The organism is Parvibaculum sp. (genome assembly GCF_030694575.1).
GTDB lineage: Bacteria > Pseudomonadota > Alphaproteobacteria > Parvibaculales > Parvibaculaceae > Parvibaculum.
In genome coordinates, this window is the sequence record NZ_JAUYUS010000094.1 from 39,955 (window position 1) to 62,499 (window position 22,545).

The window sequence follows — 22,545 nt, forward strand, 5'->3', positions numbered from 1 at the left end:
ATTTCCCCGCCCCCCAAGCCCCACTGGACCGGGGGTCCCTTTCCCCGAAATTCCCCAGATCGCGATATGGCGCCCATCCGCGCCGCTCGACGTGTGCCCGGCCGCGCTGCACGTCGTTAGGTCGATCCGGACGCAAGAAGGCCCGGCCGTTTCACCGGCCGGGCCTCCCCGTTCACTATCGACGATCGTTTACATGTCGCCGGCGTTGGCGACGTCCTCGGCATCGTAATGGAACCTCGGTGCCTGACGGAGCTGGTCTTCCGTCATGGCGAGCTTGAGGGGTTCATCAGCCGGAGCGGGCGTCAGCTCGTCAATCTCCACCGCGACCCGGGTATCGCCCATTTCGAGCAGGCCGCCGAAGTCGACAACCGCATACTGCGCGGTACCTTCGCTGTCCAGAATGAGGTCGCTGACCGAGCCAGCGTTGTCGTCTGCCGAAGCAAGCTGGACCTCACGGTCGAGATAAGAGCTGCCGAGCTTGTTGCCGGCATCTTCATAAGGCGCCTTGTCGAATTCAGCGACACCTTCGAGTGCCTCGCTCGTCATGCCGATACGCACGACGCGTTCGTCATTTTCATCGCGGGTAATCGAGGCGCCTTCGAAGTCGATTGCGACTTCCTTGCCGCCGTAACCGAGAATGCCGCCATCCGTTACGACGACCTGCTCGACCGCATTATCGCCATTGAGCACCAGATCGTTGACCGAACCGACACTTTCTCCGTCCGGGCCGATCACTGTTGCGCCGATCAGATCGCGTGTTGAAATTGCCGTCTCCGACATCACCGCAGCGTCGCCGTTGATGTTGAGCGCATCGCTTGTCTGGTTCGTGGCGCTCTGCGCATCGATCGCCGTGCCGGTGGCGGAATGGCCCTGCATACCCCTATCCTGGGTATTCATGTCGCCCTGCATCTCGGTGGCAGACGGCGTCATCTCCCGCGGCGCGTTCTTCGCGTCGTCTGAGGCCGCATAGGCAGCCGAAGCAAGGGCCATCGACGCAGCCAGCGCGGTTGTCGTGAAAAGCCGCTTCATGATGTTTCTCCTGTTTCCGTTTGGGCGGCGCCGGTGGGCACCGGCGCGGCTCATGGTTAGTCAACGGGTACGTACAGGAGGGGTTCCGAATCTTATTTTCGCTCCATTCCTCACAATTGGCCGCGTTTTTGTCCCATTTTCCGGGTTCCCTCCGGCTGTTCTGCATGGTCGGATAAAGAAGACAGGCAACGCGCTTTTGTGCGCCAGGTTGAAAGAAAGCTCACATCGAATGGCCATTCGTTCGACCAAGGTTGTTTTCGACGGCGCGCAGGGCGATGTGCTTGCGGCACTGCTGGATCTGCCGCCGGGACCACCGAAGGCCTATGCGGTCTTCGCCCATTGCTTCACCTGCTCGAAGGATATTTTTGCGGCGCAACGCATTGCGGCTGCGCTCGCGGAGCGCGGTATCGGCGTGCTGCGCTTCGACTTCACAGGGCTCGGCATGAGCGGCGGCGAGTTCGCCAATACGAATTTCTCGTCGAATGTCGCCGATCTTCTGCAGGCGGTGGATTTTCTGCGGCGCCAATACGAGGCGCCGTCCATCCTCATCGGCCACAGCCTCGGCGGGGCGGCCGTACTTGCGGCCGCTGGCGACGTGCCGGAAGCGAAAGCGGTCGCCACCATCGGCGCGCCGGCGGATGCCGAGCATGTCATCCATAACTTCCACGCCGACCTTTCCAGGATCGAGGAAACCGGAGAAGCGGAAGTTACGCTTGCAGGCCGCAAATTCTCGATCCGCAAGCAGTTCCTCGACGATGTACGCGGACAGAACATCGCCGCCCGCGTCGCTTCGCTCAGAAAAGCATTGCTGATCTTCCACGCACCGCTCGATCAGACGGTCGGCATCGAGAATGCCGCCCGGATTTTCGACGCGGCAAAGCATCCGAAGAGTTTCGTCTCGCTCGATACGGCAAGCCACCTCCTCGCAAAGCGAAACGATGCCCTTTATGTCGCGGAGGTGCTGGGCGCGTGGGCCTCACGTTACATCGGCGCGGGCGAGGAGGAGAGAGACGAGCCGGGCAGAGAAGGCGTCACCGTTTCGGAAACCGGCGTGGGCAAGTTCCAGCAGCGCGTGTCGAGCGGCGCTCACCGTCTGCTGGCCGACGAACCCGAAAGCCATGGCGGCCTCGACAGCGGCCCGAACCCCTACGATTTCCTGTCGATCGCGCTCGGGGCCTGCACTTCCATGACGTTGCGCATGTATGCCGATCTCAAGGGCCTCGATCTCGGCCGCGTCTCCGTCACGGTGGACCACAAGAAAGTTCATGCAAAGGACTGCGAGGAGTGCGCCGGGGGAAGAGAGGGTTATATCGACCGCTTCGAGCGGGTCATCCGCATCGAGGGCGGCTTCGATCCCGCGATAGGCGAGAAAATCAAGGAAATAGCCGGCAAATGCCCGGTCCATCGAACGCTTGAGCGAAGCTCCGTGGTCGTCACCAAGATCGCCTCCAGCTGAGCCTCCCGAAGCCACTCGTCGAAAATCTCGATTTCCCGGTTTGGGCAGATTTGCGAAAAAAAATGCGAGTCAGTCGCATGTACAAAGAATTGTAAAAGATATATGAACCTCCCGTTGGAACAGCAGAACGCCCGGGGGATCTCATGAAATCGTTGAAGCACACATCCACCTTGCTGCGCGGCCGGGGAGCTTTCGCTCTGACCGCCGCCCTGATCGCAGGCCCCGCTCTCGCGCAGGAGGAAGCGTCAGCGCTCAAGGAGGAGACCGTCCATATCCTCAAGGGCCTCGTCGTCACCAGCACGGCCGAGGAGACTTCCGAGGTCGGCGGCTCGGTCACCTTCATCGACAAGGAAGAGCTCGAGACGTTCTCTTATACCGACATCAATCGGACCTTGCGCCTCGTCCCCGGCGTCCAGATTCAGGAAGAGGACGGCTACGGCCTTCGCCCAAATATCGGTATTCGCGGCTCCGGCAACGATCGCAACAGCAAGATCGTCGTTATGGAAGACGGCGTGCTGATGGCGCCGGCGCCCTATGCGGCTCCCGCCGCTTATTACTTCCCTTTCACGGGCCGGATGGAAGCGATCGAGATCACCAAGGGTCCGGCCGCAATCAAATACGGTCCCTCAACCGTCGGCGGCGCGATCAATCTATTCTCGACCTCGATCCCGGACAATGAAGACGGCAGCCTGTCGGGCTCGCTGAAAGTATTGGGCGGCGAGGACAACACACTTCGCGTTCACGGCTATGCCGGCGGCTGGGTGCCGATGAACCAAGCGTGGGACGTCGGCATCCTGTTCGAGACGCTGCAGGACCGCACCGACGGCTTCAAGACGGTCGATGGCGGCGGAGATACCGGCTACTACATTCAGGATTATGTCGGCAAGCTCGCCTTCCGCAGCAAGGCCGGCTCCGGTCTGCGCCAGGCATTCGAATTCAAGGTGCAGGTTTCGGACGAAAATTCCGATGAGACCTATCTTGGCCTCACCCCCGCCGATTTCGCTACCAATCCCTACCGGCGCTACGCGGCGAGCCGTCTCGACGAGATGAATGTCGATCACAAGATATTTCAAGGCACGCACCGCGTCGACTTCGACAACGACACCAATCTGACGACGACGGCCTATTACACCGAAACGGCGCGCGCCTGGTACAAGATCAACGATGTGCGGCAGACCGGTGCGCCCGCATGGACCAGCATTTCCAGCGCGATCAGCGACCCTGCCAACGGCACCGAGCGCGACATCCTGCGCGGCATCGCCGACGGCGAAATCCGTGTGCGCAACAATAACCGCGAATACTATACCGCCGGCATCCAGTCGGTCCTCGGTACAACATTCCTGACTGGCGACATCGCGCATTTCGTCGAGGCTTCGGCACGCTACCATCAGGACGAAGAAGACCGCTTCCAGAACCAGGACGTATATGCGATGACCGGCGGCCAACTGACGCTGATCACGGCGGGCGCGCCGGGCAGCCAGGAAAACCGCGTCGGCGACGCCAAGGCATGGGCTTTCTTCGTGCGCGACACGATCGACTGGGGAAATCTCACCCTCGTTCCCGGCCTGCGCTACGAGACGATCAAGCTGCGCCGCACCGACTATGCGCTCAACAACCCTGCCCGCACTGCGCCGATTGCCGTTCTCGAGAACTCGATCGATGTATTCATTCCGGGTGTCGGCGCGACCTATTACCTGACCGATGAGTGGCAAATCGTCGGCGGCGTGCATCGCGGGTTCGCCGCGCCAGGGCCGGGCTCCACGTCCAGCGAGGAAACATCCGTCAACTACGAGGGCGGCTTCCGCTACGGTGCCGGCGAATTCACCTTCGAGGCGATCGGCTTTTTCAACGACTATTCGAACCTGCTTGGCACCTGCACGGCCTCGACAGGCGGCGGCTGCACGATCGGCGCGCAGTTCGACGGTGGCGAGGTGGATGTAAAGGGGCTTGAGGTGACGGCCGGCTACGATGCGGGCCGCCTGCTCGGGATCGGCCTCAACGTGCCGCTCGGCGTGGTCTATACCTACACAACGTCAGAGTTCAAGACGAGCTTCTCCAGCGGCTTCGGCCCGTGGGGCACGGTGACGGCGGGCGACGAGTTGCCCTATCTGCCGAAGCACCAGCTGACACTGACGGCGGGCCTCGAAGGCGAAAACTGGCGGACCCATCTGCTCGCCTCCTATGTCGACGAGACCCGTTCGGTCGCCGGTACGGGCGCGATCCCGTACAACCAGCTGATCGACGAGCGCATCATCTTCGACCTGTCGGCGGAATACGACATCGTGCCGGGCGTGACGCTGCTCGGGATCGTCGAGAACCTGACGGACGAGGTCTACAATGTCTCGTTCGATCCGGCCGGTGCCCGGCCGGGCAAGCCCCGCACCATTCTGGGCGGCGTTCGCTTCACATTCTGAGGGGCCGGCCTTCATCCAAAGTTGAGGCGCGACCGAGGGCGAAAGTCATAGGTCGCGCCTTTTTCGTGGGGGCGCAGCGCTTTAGGGCCGAGGCGTGGCAACAAAGACGCAGGCCCCACCCTTCGCCTCCTAACTCATTGATCCAAAACGATAGTGTCCGACAATAGCCGGTGCCTGCGGGGTCTTCCCCGGTGGGGCATCCGGAGGTGTGCGGCCATCGGTCGGGACCGTCACCCCACTGTCACAAAAGTGGAACCTAACCGTCATATCGCTCTGTTACGAGCGTCGACATGGGGGGTGTTCGCGGCGTCCGTCGCGGCTGCCAATCCTGCAACAGAAGCTCATCCTTTGAACACGGAGAACGTCAAATGACGTTGAGAAACATTCTGCTGGCCGGCACCGCATTGGGCGCCGCCGTCTTCATGACGGCTCCCGCTTTCGCCGCCAGCAATACCCAGGCCGAGCTCGATGCCCTGAAAGCGCAGATCGAAGCGCTCCAGCGGAAGATCGACGACGTCGAAATCCATCACGGCAACGCGATCAAGACGCTCGAAGAGCGCAAGAGCGATGTCGAAGTCACTCTGAAGAATGGCCGTCCGGAGTTCAAGTCGGCTTCGGGCGCATACTCCCTCGCGATCACGGGCCGTGCCCACCTCGATTGGGGCGGCTACGACCAGGACGACGCCAGCAGCGCGAATTTCGGCGGTCTCCGTAACAACATCAACTTCCGCCGTGCCATCCTCGGCGTGACGGGTACGCTCGCGAAGGATTTCGCCTACGACCTGCACTTCAACTTCGGCGACTCCGGCAACGAAAAGTCCGGTGAACTCTACGAAGCCGCGCTGCACTACAAGGGTATCGACGGCGTGACGCTCAGCATCGGCGCGATCCAGCCGAAGCTCACGCTCGACGATTCGACCTCGTCGAACGACATCACATTCATGGAACGCGCCACGGCCGCGAACCTGATGACCTCGATCGGCGGCGGCGACGGCCGCATGGCGGTCGGCGGTACGTTCAACAACGACAACATCTTCGCCGCCGCTTATTACACGATGGGTTCGGTCACCGGCACGGCCGACGACGACACGTCGAGCGCCCTCGGGCGTGTTGCTTATGCGACCTCGCCAGCGGAAGGTCTGAACGTCCACATCGGCGTTTCCGGCACTCAGGCATTCAATCTGCCCAACGATACGTTCCGCTTCCGCGACCGTCCGGAACTGCGCGTCGACGCGACCCGCATGATCGACACCGGCGACTTCACGGCTGTGGATTCGATTACGGCTTACGGTCCGGAAATCGCCTTCAACTACGGCCCCTTCCGCGCTCAGGGCGAATATTACCGCTATGAAATCGACCAGCGCGGCACCGCCGTCGACCCGGACTTCAGCGCCTGGTATCTGCAGGCCTCCTGGATCATCTCGGGCGAATCCTACAAGTACGACATCAAGAAGGGCGCCTATTCCGGCGTGAAGCCCGCCAATCCGTTCACCTCGGTCACGGGCGGCTTCGGTGCATGGGAAGTCGCCGTGCGTTACAGCCAGGCGGACCTCACCGACACCGTCACCGCAAACAACCGTCGCGGCGGCGAGCAGGACATCATCACGGTGGGCCTGAACTGGTACGCCAACAGCAACGTTCGCTTCATGCTCAACTACCTCGACGTTGACGTGGAAGACCGGGCTAACGTGGCCAACCCGAACTTCGGTCATCAGGCCCTCGCGCTGCGTACCCAGTTCGCGTTCTGAGAATACGTCCGAACCGGTCCTCGCAGATCGTCAGACGGGATCCCCCGGCGAGCAATCGCCGGGGGATTTTCTTTGGAAAAAGCGCCGGCTGTCATCGAACTGTCACCGATCTGTCATCGAGTGCCGGGAGGGCGCGACTTGTCCCCCGGTGTGGCGGCGCGGCGAGGGCCGGTGCAAGACGGCAACGGCACAGCGGCAACAGCCAAAACGGCAAAAGCACACCCCCGCGATGCGGATGGGTGACAGCGGGGACAAGTCCGCGCGGCCTTCAATCGAGGTGGAGCTTCTTCCTCTCCTCGGCGGCGAAGACGTAAGGCAGCGGATAGTGCCCCGCGATGGTCACGTCGTGCTGACCCTGGCTCGAAAGGACGTAATCGAAGAAGGCGCGAGCGGGCTCGCCCTCCGAACCTTCGACATGGACGATGCGCGCGAGCGGATAGGTTGCGCGCTGCGCGCTTGAAACGGAGGGCGCGGCGCAGTCGCCGCCGTCGGAGAGTTTCAGCGGGCGGACGTTTTCGCCGCGATAGCCGGCAGGCGCGTAGCCGATGCCGGTGGGGGTGGCCTGAAGCCTGCGGAGCAGGGCCGTCGCGCGCGCGATCGTTTCGGCGTTTCCGGGAAAGCCCGCGCCAGCCAGCACCTTCGCGGCGAAGAAGTCATTGTCGCTCGCCCCCGGTTCGCGGATGAAGCGCGTCACCGGCTTCGCGGCCCATTCGCCGGTCGCGCCGGCATCGCCCCATACCGGGTTCTCGCTCGTATAGATCGCCTTCAGCTTCGACAGAGGCAGGCAGTCGAGCGGGTTGTCCTTGTGGACCAGGATGGCGAGCGTCTCCACGGCGGCGCGGATTTTCACTTTTCCCATGCCCGGGCCCATGCCCGGCGGCACCTCCACAACCGCCACGTCCGGCTGGAGCATGCGGAAGCTCTCGGTCCAGAGCAACATCAGGCTGCGCGGCGCCGGCGCGGCCGCGATCTCCATCGTGCCGGAAAGTTCCGTATGCGGTTCATAAGGCGCGTAGCGCTCGTCCAGCGCATGCGCGGGAGAGAGAGCGGAGAAGGAGAGAAGGACGAGGAATATTCTGGAGGTTTTCATGTATCCGTCCGGAAGCGACAAACGATCCCCAGCCATGCCGGAAAATTGCGACGGTGTCGTGTCAGTCCATCACCAGCACGGCGGCGCCGGTGAGCCGGCCATCGCGGAGTCGCGCCAGCGCTTCGTTCGCCTCTTCGAGTGGCAGCGTCTCCACCGTCGTCACGACGGGCACTTTGGGCGCGAGCGCCAGAAATTCCTCGCCATCGGCGCGGGTGAGGTTGGCGACGGAATGGACCGAGCGCTCGCGCCAGAGAATATCGTAGGGAAAGGAAGGGATGTCCGACATGTGAATGCCGGCGCAGACGACGCGGCCGCCCGGCGCGACGGCCCGGAGCGCGGCGGGGACGAGGGGCCCCGCAGGCGCATAGATGATGGCGGCGTCGAGAAGTTCCGGCGGCGCTTCATCCGAGCCGCCTGCCCATTCCGCGCCGAGCGAGAGGGCGAAGGATTTCGCGGCCTCGTCGCCCGGCTTCACGAAAGCGAAGAGGCGCCAGCCTTCGTGGCGCGCCACCTGGGCGACGATATGCGCGGCGGCGCCGAAGCCGTAAATGCCGAGCAGCCTGCCCTCGCCCGCCATGCGGAGCGAGCGATAGCCGATGAGGCCGGCGCAGAGAAGAGGTGCCGCTTCCGCCGCGCCGTAGCTTTCGGCGACGGGGAAGCAGAAGCGCGCATCGGCCAGCGTATATTCGGCATAGCCGCCGTCGCGCGTGTAGCCGGTGAAGAGCGCGTTTTCGCAGAGGTTCTCCTTGCCCGCCTTGCAGTAGCGGCACTCGCCACAAGTCCATCCGAGCCAGGGAATGCCGACGCGCGCGCCGAGGGCGAGGGCGGCGACGCCTTCGCCCAGCGCGGCGACGCGGCCGACGATCTCGTGGCCCGGCACGAGGGGGAGTTTCGGTTCGGGGAGTTCGCCGTCTACGACGTGAAGGTCGGTGCGGCAGACGCCGCAAGCCTCGACCTTGACCACGACCTCGCCGGGACCGGGATGCGGCACGGGAAGCTCCGCGAGACGCAGCGGCTTTCCCGGCGCATCGAGCAGCATGGCGCGCATGGTTTGCGGGAGGGACGAGGACATGGGCGGGCTCCTTTGCGGCTCATGTTTTCACAAAGGGAGCGGGTGTTCGAGGGCGATGACGGTGTCGCGGTCAGGCAGGTTTTTCACGCGGAGGGCGGAGGTGAAGTCCTTTAGTTCTCCCTCCTTTTCCTCGCTTACCCCTCCCCGAACGAGCTTGCTCTCTGACAAGCCCTTCGCATGGCTCAGGGCGTTCGATGCTCGAAAAAGTCCGCCGGACTTTTTCGTTCGCTGACGCGAACCGCCTCTCACCCCACAGGGGGAGGGTGGAAAGTCAAAGCCGTGCGGTCCCGGCGGCGGGTGGAGATCAGCCGCCGGGAGATCGGCGCGGGCTATTTCAGGCCGTGCATGCGGGCGCGTTCGATGTCTTCTTTCAACGTCTTCGCGCCGAGCAGGAAATGCACCGCCGCCCAGGGCCAGACCACCATGACGGTGAGGAGCGCGTAGCGGAGCGATTCACCGCCGAAGGACGGTGCGTAGAGATCGCTCACGAGCCCCACGGCCTGCGGGCCGAGGCCCATGCCGATCAGGTTGAGGATGAGAAAGAGGACGGCGGAAGCGACCGCGCGCATGCGCAGCACCACGAGCCCCTGCGTCATGGCGAGGCTCGGCCCGATATAGGCGGCGCCCGCGAAAGCGGGGACCAGGAAGAAGAACAGCGCCCAGTACTTGTCGAAGGACAGATACATGGCAACGGCAAAGGGGAAGCAGACCGCCATGACGATCGCCACCACCCACATGTTCCAGCGCACATCGCGCTTGCCGTAACGGTCGGCGAGCCAGCTTGTGAGATAGGTGCCCGCACCGCCGACGAAGCCGATGATGAGGGCGAGCCAGGTGCCGATTTCGCCGGGCGACATCTGGAAGGAGCGGATGAGGAAGGCCGGTATCCAGGTGACGCCCGCATAGCCGCCGAAGGCCGCAAGCGCACAGCCGAACGAGATATGACGGAAGGAACGCTGCGACCAGAGAAGGCGGAAGACCTCCATCACTTTCGGTGCGTCGCCCGCGGCCTGCGCGGTGGTACCGTCCGCATGGCCGCGCTGCGGCTCCTTCAAGGTAAAGCGGACGAGGAGCGCGATGAGGAGGCCGGGCGCGCCGACGATGAAGAAAGCCGCGCGCCAGCCATACCACTGGCTGACCCAGCCGCCGACGAGGAAGCCGATCAGGATGCCGATATTGATGCCGAGCGAATAGATGCCCATGGCGGAGGCGCGCTTCTCCGGCGGGAACATGTCGGAGATCATGGAATGGGAGGGCGGGCTCGACCCGGCCTCGCCGATGCCGACGCCGATGCGCGCAAGCGCGAGCTGCGCGAAGTTGGTGACGAAGCCGCAGACGACCGTCATGCTGGAAAAGATGGTGAGCGCCAAGGCGACGATGTTGCGCCGGTTGGACCGATCCGCCCACATGGCGATCGGCACGCCGAGCGTCGCGTAGAAAATCGCGAAGGTGATGCCGGAGAGAAAGCCGAGTTGCGTGTCGTTGAGCCCGAGATCGTGCTTTATCGGCTCGAGCAGGATCGCGAGGATCTGCCGGTCCACGTAGTTCGCCGTATAGGCGACCATCAGTACAAAGAGAGCATAATTGCGGTAGGCGGGCGTGAAGCCCGTGGACGGCGCGAGGCCGGTGGCGGCACCGCTGACGGCGCCCGCACGGTCGGTCATACTTTCCTCCCCTCCCGGCCGGACGCATCCCGCCGGATAATTCCCGATAAATGTTTCTTGTTTCCCGTTGCGGCGAAGCCTAGCAGCGGCGGCGGGGAACTCAAACCGCGCAAACGGGTAAGCCGATCATAATCATGTGAGGGAGAACGCCATTCGTGACGGCTGCGTCACCGTTGGGATTCGGCGCGAAAGGGTCATGTCCGATTTTGGCGAGCGAAGATGTTCCCGCCGTCCTAGACTGCCTCTCATGAAACACGCACTCGACATGGACCCCGTCCCCTATCCGCTCGACCAGGACGCCTGCTACCGCGCCATCATGGCGAAGGATGCACGCTTCGACGGGCGGTTTTTCGTCTGCGTCTCGACGACGGGCATCTATTGCCGTCCGGTCTGTCCGGCGCGCGTGCCGAAGCGGCAGCACTGCACCTTCGTGCCGAGCGCCGCCGCCGCAGAAGCGGCGGGCTTTCGCTCGTGCCTGCGCTGCCGCCCGGAAACGGCACCGGGCACGCCCGCCTGGAGCGGCACGGCGGCAACCGTTTCGCGCGCGCTGCGGCTGATCGAGGAAGGCGCGCTGGACGAAGGACGGCTCGAAGACCTTGCCGCGCGGCTCGGCCTCGGCGAGCGCCAGCTTCGCCGGCTCTTTCTCGCGCATGTCGGCGCGGGGCCGCAGGCTGTCGCCGCGAACCGCCGCCTGCTGACCGCAAAACAGCTCATCAGCGACACGGCGATGCCGCTCGCGGAAGTCGCCTTCGCGGCCGGCTACCAGAGCCTGCGACGGTTCAACGACGCGATCCTGAACGCCTATGGCGTGGCGCCGGGCGAAATCCGCCGCGCCTCCGAGAAGCAGGCCGGCGGCTCCATCCGCATTCGGCTCGGCTATCGCCCGCCTTTCGATTTCGACAGCGTGCTCGGCTATCTCTCGTCGCGCGCGCTGCCCGGCGTCGAGAGCGTGACGGCGGGGCGCTATGCGCGCAGTTTCAACCTCGGCGGCGTCAAGGGCCTCATCACCGTGGCGCCCGCCGCCACGGGCCGCGCGCTCGACGCGCGCATCGTGACGCTCGACACGAAGGCGGGGCGCGTTCCCGTTCGCGCCATCGCGGCGCGGCTGCGGCGCCTGTTCGACCTCGACGCGGAACCCGGCGCCATCGCCGCCGCCTTCGCGGACGACCCGCTGATCGGCCCCCGCCTCGCGCGGGCACCCGGACTGCGCGTGCCCGGCGCCTTCGACGGCTTCGAACTCGCGGTGCGCGCCGTGCTCGGCCAGCAGATTTCGGTGAAGGGCGCGACCACCATCGCGGGGCGCATCGTCAACCGGCTCGGCGAGAAGGTGTCGACGGAGGAGCCCGGCATCACGCATTTCTTTCCCGCGCCGCGCGCCCTCGCCCGCGCCGATCTTTCCGGTCTCGGCCTGACGGGGGGACGCATCGCGACACTGAAGTCGCTCGCGCAGGCGGTCGCTTCCGGCGCACTCGACTTCACGCCGCGCGAAAGCCTCGAGGCGAAGCTTGCCGAACTGACGGCGCTGCCCGGCATCGGCGAATGGACGGCGCATTACGTGGCGTTGCGCGCGCTGGGGGAACCGGATGCCTTTCCGGCGTCCGACCTCGGGCTGCGCAAGGCGGCGGGCAAGGGCGAGCCGGTTTCGACACGGGAGCTGGAACGGATGGCCGAAAGCTGGCGCCCCTGGCGCGGCTATGCGGCGCTGGCGCTCTGGACGATTTGAAGGAGAGAACCCATGAAACTGCCCGACGACATTTCACTCGCCACCGCGACGCTCGACACACCGATCGGCCGGCTGCGCCTCGCCGCCACCGATGGGGGGCTGGCGATGGTGGTTTTTCCGAACCAGAAGGACATGGCCTTTCCGAAGCGCGAGGGAAGCGCCGCCGCGCGCAAGCATCTCGCGGCGGGGATCAAGGCACTCGATCGCTATTTCGAGGGCAAGCAGAAGACGTTCGACGAGGTCGTGCTCGCGCCCGCCGGCACGCCCTTCCAGATGAGCGTGTGGAAGGCGCTTGCGCGCATCCCCTTCGGCGAAACGCGCAGCTATGCCGATGTCGCGCGGGAGATCGGCAATCCGAAAGGCATGCGCGCGGTGGGCCTCGCCAATGGCCGCAATCCGATTCCCGTCATCGTGCCGTGCCACCGCGTGATCGGCGCCAACGGTTCGCTCACCGGTTTCGGCGGCGGGCTGCCGACCAAGAAATGGCTGCTCGAATTCGAGGGCATCGGCACGCCACGTCTTGTCTGATGCCGAAGCCCGCGCATGACCCTGAATGACACAGCCTGAAAATGCCGTGCGCGGAGAACTTACCTCCGGCTGCAAATCGCGCTAGGCTTGCCCGATGCGGGGGCATGCTTGACGTGGAGGAATTGAATGTTCGGCAATGGCTATGGCGGCATACTCGGCATCCTGATCCTGGTCGCGGATATTTATGCGATCGTGCGCATTGCACAGAGCGGCGCGGAACCCATGTGGAAGGCGATCTGGATCGTCATCGTCATCCTCCTGCCGGTACTCGGCCTGATCCTCTGGTTCTTTTTCGGTCCCAAATAACGCAAGCGCCGGTTTCGTCCGTCCGCCCACGGCATAAAGCCGCGGCCGGGCGGTCATTTCATATGAGAGGACAACATGCGGTTTCAGGATTTTCTAAGCTTCGAGAAGATGATCGCCGGCGACATCGTCCGGTTTCTCTACTGGCTCGGGATCGTCATCATCCTGCTGTTCGGCTTTGGCACCATCGCCGGCTCGATCAACACGATGAGCTACAATGCCGGGCTCGGGCTGCTGCAGCTCTTCGTGGGGCTGGTGGGGATCGCCTTCGGCGTTATCCTCTGGCGCGTGGTGTGCGAGATCTATCTCATTTTCGTCGCGATGAACGACAAGCTCGGACAGATCAGGGACAAGCTGCCCGGCGCCTGAGCCAGAGCACTTACCCTCAAAGCAGGGCAGCGAGCGGCACGGCGCCTCCGCGCGGCAAGGCACGCACGGGAACGCCGGCCGCAAAACGCGCGATCGTTTCCGCCGTTTCCTCGAGCGGCACGGGGCCCGCGGTGCTTTCGCTGACCACGATGACGCGCGGCAGGAGCTTTTCCGCGCGCATCACGGCGAGCGTTGTCAGCGTGTGACTGATCGTGCCGAGATAGGCGCCGACGACGAGGACGGGGGCGATGCCGGTTTTCGCGTCGAGCGCCTTCATCCAGTCGAGGACGGTGTGCGCCGCGTCGAGCGGCACCATGAGGCCGCCCACCCCTTCGATGACGAGGGGGCCGGGCTTCGCGGCGGCGGCCACGCATTCTTCCACGAGTTCATCGAAATCGATTTCGCGGCCCTCGCGCTTCGCCGCCATGTCGGGCGACAGCGGTTCGCGAAAGCGCCAGCGCGAGACGAGGCCGGCGTTTTCATAAGTCACCTTCTCGCCCATGGCGGCGAGGAGATGCGCGGGATCGCTGTCCGGGAAGGTCTTCTCGTCGAGGCCGCTCACCAGCGGTTTCAGCGCGCGGGCCTTCAACTCGCGCGTCAACATGGCGGAGACATAGGTCTTGCCGATTTCGGTGCCGGAAGAGGTGACGAAGACAGGGAGCATCTATTCGGCGGCCCGGCGCTGGAGTATCCGTTCACGGACGATTGCCGCGAGGCGCGCAATGTCCGCGTCGTCATGTTCCGCCGTGAAGGTGAAACGGAGGCGGGCGGTGCCTTCGGGCACGGTGGGCGGGCGGATGCCGGTGACGAGGTAGCCTTCGGCCTGCAGCAGGGCGGAGGCCGCGAGCGTCGCTTCCGCGTCGCCGAGGATCAGCGGCACGATGGGGCTCACCGGATCGGCCAAGCCGAGCGCGCGGGCGAAGCTTCGCGCCTTCTCGACGGGGCGCCTGCAGTAGTCGGGGTTCGCGCGGATGAATTCGAGCGCAGCGAGCGCGGCGGCGACCGTTCCGGGCGGCAGGCCGGTCGAATAGATGAGCGTGCGGGCGCGGGTGCGGATGAGGTCGACCACCGGCTTCGACGCGCAGAGATAGCCGCCATAGGCGCCGATCGCTTTCGACAGGGTGCCCATCTGCAGCGGCACCGCCGCCTTGGCGTCGCCCATGAAGCTGGAGCCGCGATTGTCGCGGCCGACGACGCCGATGCCATGCGCGTCGTCCGTCATAAGCCAGGCGTCGTGGCGCGCGGCGAGGAGGCCGAGCTCCCTGACCGGCGCGGCGTCGCCGTCCATGCTGAAAATGCCGTCGGTGAGGATGAGGCAATGTTTCGCCGCGCCGCGATGCGTGGCGAGGAGCTCTTCCAGATGCGCGAGGTCGTTGTGACGGAAGATCGCAACGCGGGCGCCGGAGAGTTTCGAGCCCGAGAGCAGGCAGGCATGGGAGAGTTCGTCGGCGAGGATGAGATCGCCCTCGCGGACGAGCGCGGGAACGATGCCCATGTTCGCCATGTAGCCGGAGCCGAAGACGACGCAGTCTTCAGTCTGCTTGAAATCGGCGAGGCTCGCCTCCAGTTCGGCGAAGAGCGGGTGGTTACCGCTGACGAGGCGCGACGCGCCGGAGCCGGCGCCGTAAAGCTCGGTCGCGGCGATGGCGGCGCGCTTCACGTCCGGGTGCTGCGAGAGATTGAGGTAGTCGTTGCAGCAGAATGAAATGAGGCGGCGGCCATCCCGCCAGGCGACGGCGCCTTCGCGGCGGTCCGTCTCGACCAGATGACGGCGAAGCGCCTGCGCCTCCAGCGCGTCGAGCTTTTCGCGCGCGAAGCTGTCGAGCGTTTCCACCGGCGATTTCGGGGCCATTGCCTCACTCCTCGTTCGAGAGGAGGTATGGGCCGCGCGGGAGGCACCGCGCAAGCCCTTTCTGGATGCGGCTAAAAGCTGCTTGTTTTCAAGAGGATGCGGGAGCTGGCCGCGAACAGGGCGCCGGGCTCCACGCCGGGCGAGGCGGGCTTTTCGACGCTCCGGTAGGCATTGGCGAAGAGCTCTTCGGCGGCCGCGATTTCCGCCGCCATGTCCTCGTGCTTGGAGCCGAGCTTCGGCAGGAGCTCCTTGGCACGGCGCTCGGCGACCTTCCAGAAGCCGTAGCCGTCGATCCAGGCTTCGTCGGTGCCGGCCGGCGAGACGGCGGCGTCATACTGCTTCGCCGCGCGGTCGAACATGTCAGCCATCAGCGCCGCATCGATGGAGAGGGGATCGAACTTGCCCTTGGGGGCCTTTTTCGCCGCCGCGTCGAGAGCGGCATAAACCTTCTCCACCGCCGCCATCACTTCTTCCTTCGGCGCGTCGCCAAGGGCCAGATCGACGGCGTTCGTCATGTCGTCCATGAAGGGCCTGACGCGCTGCTTTTCAAAGACGGGTTCGAGGTCGACATACACTTCCGAAATCGGGTGGGCGAACATTTCGCCCGCGGCGGAGCGGCCGCCTTCGACATCGAGCATGGCGGCGCCCGCGAGGTAATGGGCGCGGATGATGTCGAGCGCGGAAATAAAGAGCGCCGGGTTCTTCGCCGCCGCGGCCGGGTCGATGCCGCCCTCGCCGCCTTCTCCGCCTTCGCCACCCTCGCCGCCTTCACCGCCCTCTCCCTCGCCGGCCTGGGCCATCAGGAAGGTGCCAGGGGCATCCTTGCCGAGCTTGGCGCCTTCGGCGCCGTCATGCGATGCTGTGGCGCTCGCCATTCCGCTCACGGCGCTCGATGCCGCGATCAGGGCGGCGGCGCTGATACTGGTCCAGAGTTTTGTGCGGTATTTCATCGGCGTCCCTCGTCAAGCGTGCGGCCTTTTGCGGTATCGACGTTTAGCGCGGCTGCCTTTATTTTGCAAACGCTTTGCATTTGCATGGAAACCTGAATTGTTTATCCAGATCGCAGACGTGCTGACGGCGGCCGATCTCCGGCTCGCCAATACGGTCTTCGCCCAGAAGGACGCTTTCGAGAGCGGCGCACGGACGGCGGGCCGGATTGCCAAGACCGTCAAGAACAACGAGCAGGCAAAACCCACGGGCCTTGCCGCCGACCTGACCACGCTGATCGAAAAGCGGCTGATGAAAAACGACGTCTTCCGGACCGCCGCGCGGCCGAAGGCGTTCATCCGCCTGCTCCTGTCGCGCTATACGGCGGGCATGCAGTACGGCCTCCATTCCGACGATGCCTTCATGGACGGCCAGCGGGTCGACCTTTCTTTCACGCTTTTCCTCGCTCCGCCCGGGACTTACGAGGGGGGCGAGTTGATCGTGGAGGAGCCGTCCGGCGAGCGGCTGGTGAAGCTCGAAGCGGGCTCGCTGGTGCTCTACCCCTCGGCGACGCTGCACCGGGTGGCGGAAGTGACGAAGGGCGAGCGGCGGGCCGCCGTGGGCTGGATCCGGAGCCTTGTCAGGAGCGCGGAGGACCGCGAAACGCTCTTCGACGTGGCGCTGGCGCTGCGTCAGGCGGAGGCGGCGGGCGACCGAGCGCTGACCGACCGGCTGCTCAAGATACAGGGCTCGCTGCTGAGGCGGTGGGGGGAAGATTAGAGGGTATAGCGCCCCAATCTTGCATTGCGGGGCGAGCCGCCTATGCTGCCCCGAACGTTCCGACCGGCCACAGAGTGATGCTTGCCCATGACCATCCAGACCCGCATCGAAGAGACGAAAACCCGGGACATCGTGACCGCGCGCACCGACCCCGGCGCGCTGCGGCATGACTGGACGCGGGAAGAGCTGCAGGCGCTTTTCGACCTGCCCTTCAACGATCTTCTCTTCGAGGCGCAGCTCGTTCATCGCCGCTGGTTCAAGGCCGACGAAGTGCAGATGTCGACGCTGCTCTCGATCAAGACGGGCGGCTGCCCGGAAGATTGCGGCTATTGCGCGCAAAGCTCGAAATTCGACACCGGCCTCAAGGCGTCGAAGCTGATGGAAGTCGAGAAGGTGCTGGCGGAAGCGCGCAAGGCGAAGGAAGCGGGCGCCACGCGCTACTGCATGGGCGCCGCCTGGCGCGAGCCCAAGGACCGCGACATGGACATGGTCTGCGCCATGGTCGAGGGCATCAAGGACATGGGCATGGAAACCTGCATGACGCTCGGCATGCTTTCCGGCCAGCAGGTGCACCGCCTCGCGCAATCGGGCCTCGACTACTACAACCACAATATCGACACGTCGGAAGAATATTATCCGAAAGTCATCAGTACACGGACCTATCAGGACCGGCTCGAAACGCTGGAGCGCGTGCGCAATGCAGGCATCAATGTCTGCTCGGGCGGGATCGTGGGCATGGGCGAGAGCCCGTCGGACCGGATCGGCATGCTGATGACGCTCGCCAATCTGGAAGAGCATCCGCAGAGCGTACCGATCAACATGCTGATGCCGGTCGAAGGCACGGCGCTCGGCGCCAGCGAGAAGATCGACCCGATCGACTTCGTGCGCCTGATCGCCGTCGCGCGCATCGCCATGCCGCAATCGGTCGTGCGCCTCTCGGCAGGGCGCGAGCACATGTCGGAAGAGACGCAGGCGCTCTGCTTCCTTGCCGGTGCTAACTCGATCTTCATCGGCGAGAAGCTTCTCACCACGAAGAACCCGGAAGCCGACAAGGACCAGCGGCTGTTCGCGAAACTCGGCATCAAGTCGATGCCGGCGCATAGCTGCCCGTCGGAGAAATAATCCCCCGTCAGGTACGGATCGCTTCTGCGTTCCACTCCGCCTGCCAGTGCTGCAAGCGCTCCTTGAGGAGCGATTGCAGCATGTATGGCGTCATGTCGTCGCCGCCGACCTCCTCCACCACCTCATAGACGAAACTTTCCTCGCCATGCGCATTCCATGCCGCCTGAAGGCTTTTGCAGGGATGCGTGCCGAGCCGCAGTGCGAACCAGATGCCGTTCCGCATGTTGTCGAGACTGCGCCCGATGCCGAGCCAGACCTCGCCGCTTGCCGGGCAACGCACGGCGAAAATGCCGCGCGCCACCTTGCGCTCCTTGTAGTCATTGACGAGTTGCCGCCTGCGTTCGCGTTTCATCTCATTCACTCCGTTTGAGGCCGCGCCGCGCGGGCAGCGGCGGCACGATGCGCACGAGCTTCTGGTTCAGGCGATAATGCGCCCCTGCGTCATGCGGCTTCGCCCAATCCCGGCCGATTGCTTCCCAGTCGGGGTCCTTCACGTCGATGCCAAGACTGACAAGCAAGCCGCCTTCGCAAACGACGAACTGCCGGCGGTAGGGAAAGAGGAAGCGGTCCTTGCGCGTGCCGAGCGCATCGCGCGCCTCCGCGTAAGTCGTAAACCACGCATTCAGATAGAAGCTCGTGCTCGGAGGGAAGAGACGCGTCGTGTCGAAGGCCGGCAGTTCGACATGCGCTTCTTCCGTCAAGTGCCGCCAGTCGCGAAAGCCCATCTCGTGTGCGATGACGGCGAGCGCATGCTTGCGCCGGACGCGCGCCTTGTCGGCGAGGAGCGCATTTGCGTCCAGATCCGGCCATAGCGTGGCAAGGCGATGCGCGGCATGGAAAGCACGGCGCTTGTCGTCGCTCGCGAAGTCTTTCAGAAGCTTGCTCGCACGAATCTTGTATTCGGCGAGAGCATCTATCGGGCCGGATGGGGGCGTGGGTGACGAAGACGGGTCCGATCGCACGGAATCCTCCTGTTGTTTGACTGTCGTCGGTCCGAAGCGACGGCAAACAATGAAGGCTATGCGAACGCGAGGCGTCGTCTCAGCACGTCAGGCGAAGGTGAGTTCCTCTTTCTCGGACGGCGGCGCCCTTCGCGGCACCGGCGGCATCCTATGCCGGGGTGATTTCGCTTGCAATCGCGTCTTTTGGCTCTTGCCATCGCCTCGCGAAACGCGACTATCTGCCAGCGAAAAGAAGCCGAAGCGAGGCCATCACCCATGTCCATTCCTCCCGCCAATCCGCTGACACCCCATCCGCCGCAATGGCTTGCGGAGGGCGCGCCGCATTTGTGGCTGCCCTATACGCAGATGCAGACCACGCCGATGGCGCTGCCGGTCGTGAAGACGGATGGCGTGCGGCTTACGCTGGCGGATGGACGCGAACTCGTGGACGGCATTTCGTCGTGGTGGACGGCGGCGCATGGCTATAACCATCCGCATATCCGCGCGGCAGTGACGGCGCAGCTTGAGAAGATGCCTCATGTGATGCTGGGCGGGCTCGCGCATGAACCCGCCTGCCGCCTCGCGACGCGGCTTTCGGAAAAGCTGCCGGGCGATCTCGGCCATGCGTTCTTTTCGGAGTCGGGTTCGGTCTCGGTCGAGATCGCGATGAAGATTGCCGTGCAATACGGGATCAACAACGGCAAAAGGGGACGCACGCGCTTCGTCAGCTTCAAGGGCGGCTATCACGGCGACACGCTCGCCACCATGTCGGTCTGCGATCCCGACGAGGGGATGCACACGCTCTTCAAGGGCGCCATCGCCGAACAGTTCATCTGCGAGCTGCCGACGGATGCGGAAAAGGAAGCCGCGCTCGACGCTTTCCTCGCGGCCCATGCGCATGAAGTGGCCGCCGTCGTCACCGAGCCCCTGGTGCAGGGCGCGGGCGGCATGCGCTTTCATTCACCCGAGACGCTGAAAAGCCTCCGTGCGCTGTGCGACAAGCACGACATGCTGCTGATCCTCGACGAAATCTTCACAGGCTTCGGCCGCACCGGCTCGATGTTCGCCTGCGAGCAGGCGGGCATCGTGCCCGATATCGTCACGCTGTCGAAGGCGCTGACCGGCGGCACCATGGCGCTCGCGGCCACCATCGCGCGCGCGCCCGTCTTCGAAGCGTTCCTCGGCGACGATCCGGGCCGTGCGCTGATGCACGGGCCGACCTATACCGGCAATCCGCTTGCCTGCGCGGCGGCCAATGCCTCGCTCGATCTCTTCGAGCGGGAACCGCGACTGGAACAGGCGGCGGCGATTTCCGCCCAGCTTGCGCGTGAACTCGAACCCGCCCGCGATCTTCCCGGCGTGAAGGATGTCCGCGTCAAAGGCGCGATCGGCGTCATCGAACTGAAGCGCATGGGCGACCTCAACCTGATGAAACGCCGCTTCGTGGAGGAAGGCGTCTGGATCCGCCCGTTCGGCAATATCGTCTATACGACGCCGCCGCTCGTGACCGGCGAGGAGGATCTCGCGCGGCTGACCTCCGCGATGCTGAAAATAACGGCAGAAACGACCGCCGCCTGATCCCTTCGGCATCTATTCAGTGACACGCTCAACACATTTTGTAGGGTTGGACGCATTTTTTGCTCCCACATGTTGAGCCAAATTGGGTCACACATTACTCTCGGCTCGGGGGCTGATTCGGCCTTTTCGATATTCGATCACGCACATGCCGGCGGATCGCGGGAGCGCGAAAGCTCTTTCCCGGATTGAGGACGGCGCGTCATTTTATGCGGAACCCGGCAAAGGATTTGTGCCGGTGGCCGGACATCAGGAATACGAAAGCCATGCACGTCATTGCGTTTGCGTCCCAGAAGGGTGGCTCCGGCAAGACCACGCTTGCAGGCCATATCGCCGTCGAAGCCGAGCGCCGCGGCGCAGGTCCGGTGGCGCTGATCGATACCGACCCGCAGGGGTCTCTCTCCCAGTGGTGGAACGCCCGCGAGGCCGAGCGGCCGTTCTTCGCGCGCGCGTCGAACGAGGGCCTGGAAGCCGACCTCGCCAAGCTTCGCGCCGGCGGCGTGCGCCTCGTCATCATCGATACGCCGCCCGCCATCACCTCCACGATCGGCCATGTCGTGAGCCTCTCCGACCTCGTCGTCATTCCGACAAGGCCGAGCCCGCACGATCTGCGCGCCGCGGGCGCGACCGTTCGCATCTGCGAAGAAATCGGCAAGCCGCTGGTCTTCGCGGTCAACGGCGCGAGCCCCAGGGCCCGCATCACCACGGAAGCGGTGATCGCGCTTTCCCATCACGGCCCTGTGGCCCCCTCGATCCTTCACCAGCGGATCGACTTCGCCTCCAGCATGATCGACGGCCGCACCGTCATGGAAATCGCTTCCCATACGAAGTCGCCGGAAGAGGTTGCCGAGCTCTGGAGTTTCCTTGAAGACCGCCTGACGGGCCGGGAAACCGCGCCTCTCACCTCCGGTTCGTTCCTTCCCGGCAGCGGCGCCGGTAAACCCGACAGTGCCCTGCGCGGAGCCGCCTGATGTCCAAGAAGCCTGCCTCATTGACGAGTGACCTGCTTGCGCGCAAGGGTGATGCCGGGCCTTCCTCGGTCGACCCGATTTCGCGCGTGACGCTTTCACCCGGGCGGCAGCCGCATTTGAGCGGAATCGGTGTAAATTCAGGCCCTTCCCTGGGACTCTATGCGAGCCCCGCCACGGAGAGGCCGGATATGCATGAAATCGATGAGGAGGAGCGGCCCCGCGCGCCCGAACCCGAGATCATCTACACGCCCGAGGAAGAAGATGGCGGCGGCCGGGCCCGGCTGATCGCCGGTGCCTTTGTCGGCATTGCGCTTCTGGGCGGCGTGCTGGTCGCGCTGTCGCTGAACGAAGGCGACAAGGGCGTGGCTCCCGTCTCGCCCACCATCACGGCGGCGCCCGAACAGACGGCACCTGCCGCGCCGCAGACAGCGCAGGCCCCTGCGCCTTCCGAGGCGCGCGTACCGGGCACCCCGGAAACGGCCGTCCCCGACGCCGCCGCCGATCTCCGCCCCGCCACGCCGGAAGCGGCGGCGCCCGCGAGCGGCGGCATCGACGTGCGCGAGGCGCCGGTGGCGTCGGCGCCGCAATCCATCGTGCCGCCGGCAGCTGCGCCCCAAGCGGCACCCAAAGCCAATGTTCCTCAATCGCGCGCGGAAGCGCCGGCCGCCGCGCCGGAACCCGCGCCCGTGCAGGCGGCGGCTCCTGCTGCCGCTCCCGCAAGCGGCGGCGCATGGCTGGTGCAGATCATGGCGCTTCGCGACGAGGCGGGCGCGAAAAGCGCATGGGCCGCACTGCAGAAAAAGCATCCCTCGCTTCTCGGCAATCACGCACTCGACGTGGAGCGGGCGGACCTCGGCGACAAGGGCGTCTATTACCGCGTCCGCGCCGCCGGTTTCGAGACGAAGAGCGCCGCGCAATCGACCTGTGCGGGCCTCAAGGCCGCCGGTCAGGACTGCCTCGTCAAATCGCGCTGAACCCCAT

At 64.8% G+C, this 22,545-nt stretch carries 21 protein-coding genes; 12 read left to right on the forward strand and 9 right to left on the reverse strand.

Annotated elements, in window-relative coordinates:
• Positions 1-189 precede the first annotated feature (189 nt).
• Complete coding sequence (locus Q8S60_RS12995) at positions 190-1,029, reverse strand: PRC-barrel domain-containing protein (protein WP_305275554.1); 840 nt, start codon at positions 1,027-1,029, stop codon at positions 190-192.
• A gap of 229 nt (positions 1,030-1,258) precedes the next feature.
• Here Q8S60_RS12995 and Q8S60_RS13000 point away from each other — a divergent pair, with 229 nt between their 5' ends.
• The 3 genes from Q8S60_RS13000 to Q8S60_RS13010 all read left to right on the forward strand — a co-directional run bounded on the left by Q8S60_RS13000 (position 1,259) and on the right by Q8S60_RS13010 (position 6,647).
• Positions 1,259-2,485 carry a bifunctional alpha/beta hydrolase/OsmC family protein gene (locus tag Q8S60_RS13000; protein ID WP_305275553.1) on the forward strand — a complete coding sequence of 409 codons (1,227 nt, stop codon included), beginning with the start codon at positions 1,259-1,261 and terminating at the stop codon, positions 2,483-2,485.
• 143 nt (positions 2,486-2,628) lie between these two features.
• Entirely contained in the window at positions 2,629-4,899 is a 2,271-nt protein-coding gene (locus Q8S60_RS13005) for a TonB-dependent receptor domain-containing protein (RefSeq protein ID WP_305275552.1), read from the forward strand.
• Between the two features lie 368 nt (positions 4,900-5,267).
• Positions 5,268-6,647 (forward strand): porin, encoded by a 1,380-nt coding sequence (locus Q8S60_RS13010; protein ID WP_305275551.1) that lies wholly within the window; start codon positions 5,268-5,270, stop codon positions 6,645-6,647.
• A 268-nt stretch (positions 6,648-6,915) separates the two neighbouring features.
• On the opposite strand, the gene Q8S60_RS13015 is transcribed toward Q8S60_RS13010, so the two are convergent.
• From Q8S60_RS13015 to Q8S60_RS13025, 3 genes are all read right to left on the reverse strand, one after another.
• Positions 6,916-7,737: a PstS family phosphate ABC transporter substrate-binding protein gene (locus Q8S60_RS13015; RefSeq protein ID WP_305275550.1), complete on the reverse strand. Its 822-nt coding sequence runs from the start codon at positions 7,735-7,737 to the stop codon at positions 6,916-6,918.
• A gap of 61 nt (positions 7,738-7,798) precedes the next feature.
• Entirely contained in the window at positions 7,799-8,785 is a 987-nt protein-coding gene (locus Q8S60_RS13020) for a zinc-dependent alcohol dehydrogenase family protein (RefSeq protein WP_370867262.1), read from the reverse strand.
• A gap of 353 nt (positions 8,786-9,138) precedes the next feature.
• A complete protein-coding gene (locus Q8S60_RS13025) occupies positions 9,139-10,473 on the reverse strand; it encodes an MFS transporter (RefSeq protein ID WP_305275548.1) in 1,335 nt (444 codons plus the stop codon).
• A gap of 247 nt (positions 10,474-10,720) precedes the next feature.
• On the opposite strand from Q8S60_RS13025, the gene Q8S60_RS13030 reads away from it, so the two are divergent.
• The 4 genes from Q8S60_RS13030 (at position 10,721) to Q8S60_RS13045 (ending at position 13,396) form a co-directional block, all read left to right on the forward strand.
• Entirely contained in the window at positions 10,721-12,196 is a 1,476-nt protein-coding gene (locus Q8S60_RS13030; protein ID WP_305275547.1) for a DNA-3-methyladenine glycosylase 2, read from the forward strand.
• A 12-nt stretch (positions 12,197-12,208) separates the two neighbouring features.
• Positions 12,209-12,724 carry a methylated-DNA--[protein]-cysteine S-methyltransferase gene (locus tag Q8S60_RS13035; RefSeq protein ID WP_305275546.1) on the forward strand — a complete coding sequence of 172 codons (516 nt, stop codon included), beginning with the start codon at positions 12,209-12,211 and terminating at the stop codon, positions 12,722-12,724.
• 126 nt (positions 12,725-12,850) lie between these two features.
• Positions 12,851-13,030: a PLD nuclease N-terminal domain-containing protein gene (locus Q8S60_RS13040; RefSeq protein WP_305275545.1), complete on the forward strand. Its 180-nt coding sequence runs from the start codon at positions 12,851-12,853 to the stop codon at positions 13,028-13,030.
• A 75-nt stretch (positions 13,031-13,105) separates the two neighbouring features.
• Positions 13,106-13,396, forward strand: coding sequence for a DUF4282 domain-containing protein (locus Q8S60_RS13045; protein ID WP_305275544.1), 291 nt, complete (start codon positions 13,106-13,108; stop codon positions 13,394-13,396).
• Between the two features lie 16 nt (positions 13,397-13,412).
• On the opposite strand, the gene bioD is transcribed toward Q8S60_RS13045, so the two are convergent.
• The 3 genes from bioD to Q8S60_RS13060 all read right to left on the reverse strand — a co-directional run bounded on the left by bioD (position 13,413) and on the right by Q8S60_RS13060 (position 16,198).
• The gene (bioD, locus tag Q8S60_RS13050) at positions 13,413-14,060 is read right to left on the reverse strand and encodes a dethiobiotin synthase (protein WP_305668617.1); all 648 of its coding nucleotides are present in this window, start codon (positions 14,058-14,060) and stop codon (positions 13,413-13,415) included.
• On the reverse strand, positions 14,061-15,248 hold the full coding sequence (bioF, locus tag Q8S60_RS13055) for an 8-amino-7-oxononanoate synthase (RefSeq protein WP_305275542.1): 1,188 nt from the start codon (positions 15,246-15,248) through the stop codon (positions 14,061-14,063).
• Positions 15,249-15,319: 71 nt separating this feature from the next.
• A complete protein-coding gene (locus Q8S60_RS13060) occupies positions 15,320-16,198 on the reverse strand; it encodes a hypothetical protein (protein ID WP_305275541.1) in 879 nt (292 codons plus the stop codon).
• A 97-nt stretch (positions 16,199-16,295) separates the two neighbouring features.
• Between Q8S60_RS13060 and Q8S60_RS13065 the strand changes: the two genes are divergently transcribed.
• Together Q8S60_RS13065 and bioB are read left to right on the forward strand one after the other, a co-directional pair.
• Positions 16,296-16,955 (forward strand): Fe2+-dependent dioxygenase, encoded by a 660-nt coding sequence (locus Q8S60_RS13065; RefSeq protein WP_305275540.1) that lies wholly within the window; start codon positions 16,296-16,298, stop codon positions 16,953-16,955.
• A gap of 87 nt (positions 16,956-17,042) precedes the next feature.
• Entirely contained in the window at positions 17,043-18,077 is a 1,035-nt protein-coding gene (gene bioB, locus Q8S60_RS13070; protein WP_305275539.1) for a biotin synthase BioB, read from the forward strand.
• Positions 18,078-18,084: 7 nt separating this feature from the next.
• Here bioB and Q8S60_RS13075 read toward each other — a convergent pair whose 3' ends face one another.
• Positions 18,085-18,429, reverse strand: coding sequence for a GIY-YIG nuclease family protein (locus Q8S60_RS13075; protein WP_305275538.1), 345 nt, complete (start codon positions 18,427-18,429; stop codon positions 18,085-18,087).
• A gap of 1 nt (position 18,430) precedes the next feature.
• Entirely contained in the window at positions 18,431-19,039 is a 609-nt protein-coding gene (locus tag Q8S60_RS13080) for a hypothetical protein (protein WP_305275537.1), read from the reverse strand.
• A 255-nt stretch (positions 19,040-19,294) separates the two neighbouring features.
• Between Q8S60_RS13080 and Q8S60_RS13085 the strand changes: the two genes are divergently transcribed.
• The 3 genes from Q8S60_RS13085 to Q8S60_RS13095 all read left to right on the forward strand — a co-directional run bounded on the left by Q8S60_RS13085 (position 19,295) and on the right by Q8S60_RS13095 (position 22,538).
• Complete coding sequence (locus tag Q8S60_RS13085) at positions 19,295-20,596, forward strand: adenosylmethionine--8-amino-7-oxononanoate transaminase (protein WP_305275536.1); 1,302 nt, start codon at positions 19,295-19,297, stop codon at positions 20,594-20,596.
• Between the two features lie 263 nt (positions 20,597-20,859).
• Complete coding sequence (locus tag Q8S60_RS13090; RefSeq protein WP_305275535.1) at positions 20,860-21,564, forward strand: ParA family protein; 705 nt, start codon at positions 20,860-20,862, stop codon at positions 21,562-21,564.
• Positions 21,565-21,752: 188 nt separating this feature from the next.
• A complete protein-coding gene (locus tag Q8S60_RS13095) occupies positions 21,753-22,538 on the forward strand; it encodes an SPOR domain-containing protein (RefSeq protein ID WP_305275534.1) in 786 nt (261 codons plus the stop codon).
• Positions 22,539-22,545 lie beyond the last annotated feature (7 nt).

Excerpts from the sequence above, each read along its gene's own strand:
- Q8S60_RS12995 (WP_305275554.1), bottom strand. The coding sequence starts at position 1,029 with ATGAAGCGGCTTTTCACGACAACCGCGCTGGCTGCGTCGATGGCCCTT.
- Q8S60_RS13000 (WP_305275553.1), top strand. The coding sequence starts at position 1,259 with ATGGCCATTCGTTCGACCAAGGTTGTTTTCGACGGCGCGCAGGGCGAT.
- Q8S60_RS13005 (WP_305275552.1), top strand. The coding sequence starts at position 2,629 with ATGAAATCGTTGAAGCACACATCCACCTTGCTGCGCGGCCGGGGAGCT.
- Q8S60_RS13010 (WP_305275551.1), top strand. The coding sequence starts at position 5,268 with ATGACGTTGAGAAACATTCTGCTGGCCGGCACCGCATTGGGCGCCGCC.
- Q8S60_RS13015 (WP_305275550.1), bottom strand. The coding sequence starts at position 7,737 with ATGAAAACCTCCAGAATATTCCTCGTCCTTCTCTCCTTCTCCGCTCTC.
- Q8S60_RS13020 (WP_370867262.1), bottom strand. The coding sequence starts at position 8,785 with ATGCGCGCCATGCTGCTCGATGCGCCGGGAAAGCCGCTGCGTCTCGCG.
- Q8S60_RS13025 (WP_305275548.1), bottom strand. The coding sequence starts at position 10,473 with ATGACCGACCGTGCGGGCGCCGTCAGCGGTGCCGCCACCGGCCTCGCG.
- Q8S60_RS13030 (WP_305275547.1), top strand. The coding sequence starts at position 10,721 with ATGAAACACGCACTCGACATGGACCCCGTCCCCTATCCGCTCGACCAG.
- Q8S60_RS13035 (WP_305275546.1), top strand. The coding sequence starts at position 12,209 with ATGAAACTGCCCGACGACATTTCACTCGCCACCGCGACGCTCGACACA.
- Q8S60_RS13040 (WP_305275545.1), top strand. The coding sequence starts at position 12,851 with ATGTTCGGCAATGGCTATGGCGGCATACTCGGCATCCTGATCCTGGTC.
- Q8S60_RS13045 (WP_305275544.1), top strand. The coding sequence starts at position 13,106 with ATGCGGTTTCAGGATTTTCTAAGCTTCGAGAAGATGATCGCCGGCGAC.
- bioD (WP_305668617.1), bottom strand. The coding sequence starts at position 14,060 with ATGCTCCCTGTCTTCGTCACCTCTTCCGGCACCGAAATCGGCAAGACC.
- bioF (WP_305275542.1), bottom strand. The coding sequence starts at position 15,248 with ATGGCCCCGAAATCGCCGGTGGAAACGCTCGACAGCTTCGCGCGCGAA.
- Q8S60_RS13060 (WP_305275541.1), bottom strand. The coding sequence starts at position 16,198 with ATGAAATACCGCACAAAACTCTGGACCAGTATCAGCGCCGCCGCCCTG.
- bioB (WP_305275539.1), top strand. The coding sequence starts at position 17,043 with ATGACCATCCAGACCCGCATCGAAGAGACGAAAACCCGGGACATCGTG.
- Q8S60_RS13075 (WP_305275538.1), bottom strand. The coding sequence starts at position 18,429 with ATGAAACGCGAACGCAGGCGGCAACTCGTCAATGACTACAAGGAGCGC.
- Q8S60_RS13085 (WP_305275536.1), top strand. The coding sequence starts at position 19,295 with ATGTCCATTCCTCCCGCCAATCCGCTGACACCCCATCCGCCGCAATGG.
- Q8S60_RS13090 (WP_305275535.1), top strand. The coding sequence starts at position 20,860 with ATGCACGTCATTGCGTTTGCGTCCCAGAAGGGTGGCTCCGGCAAGACC.
- Q8S60_RS13095 (WP_305275534.1), top strand. The coding sequence starts at position 21,753 with ATGCATGAAATCGATGAGGAGGAGCGGCCCCGCGCGCCCGAACCCGAG.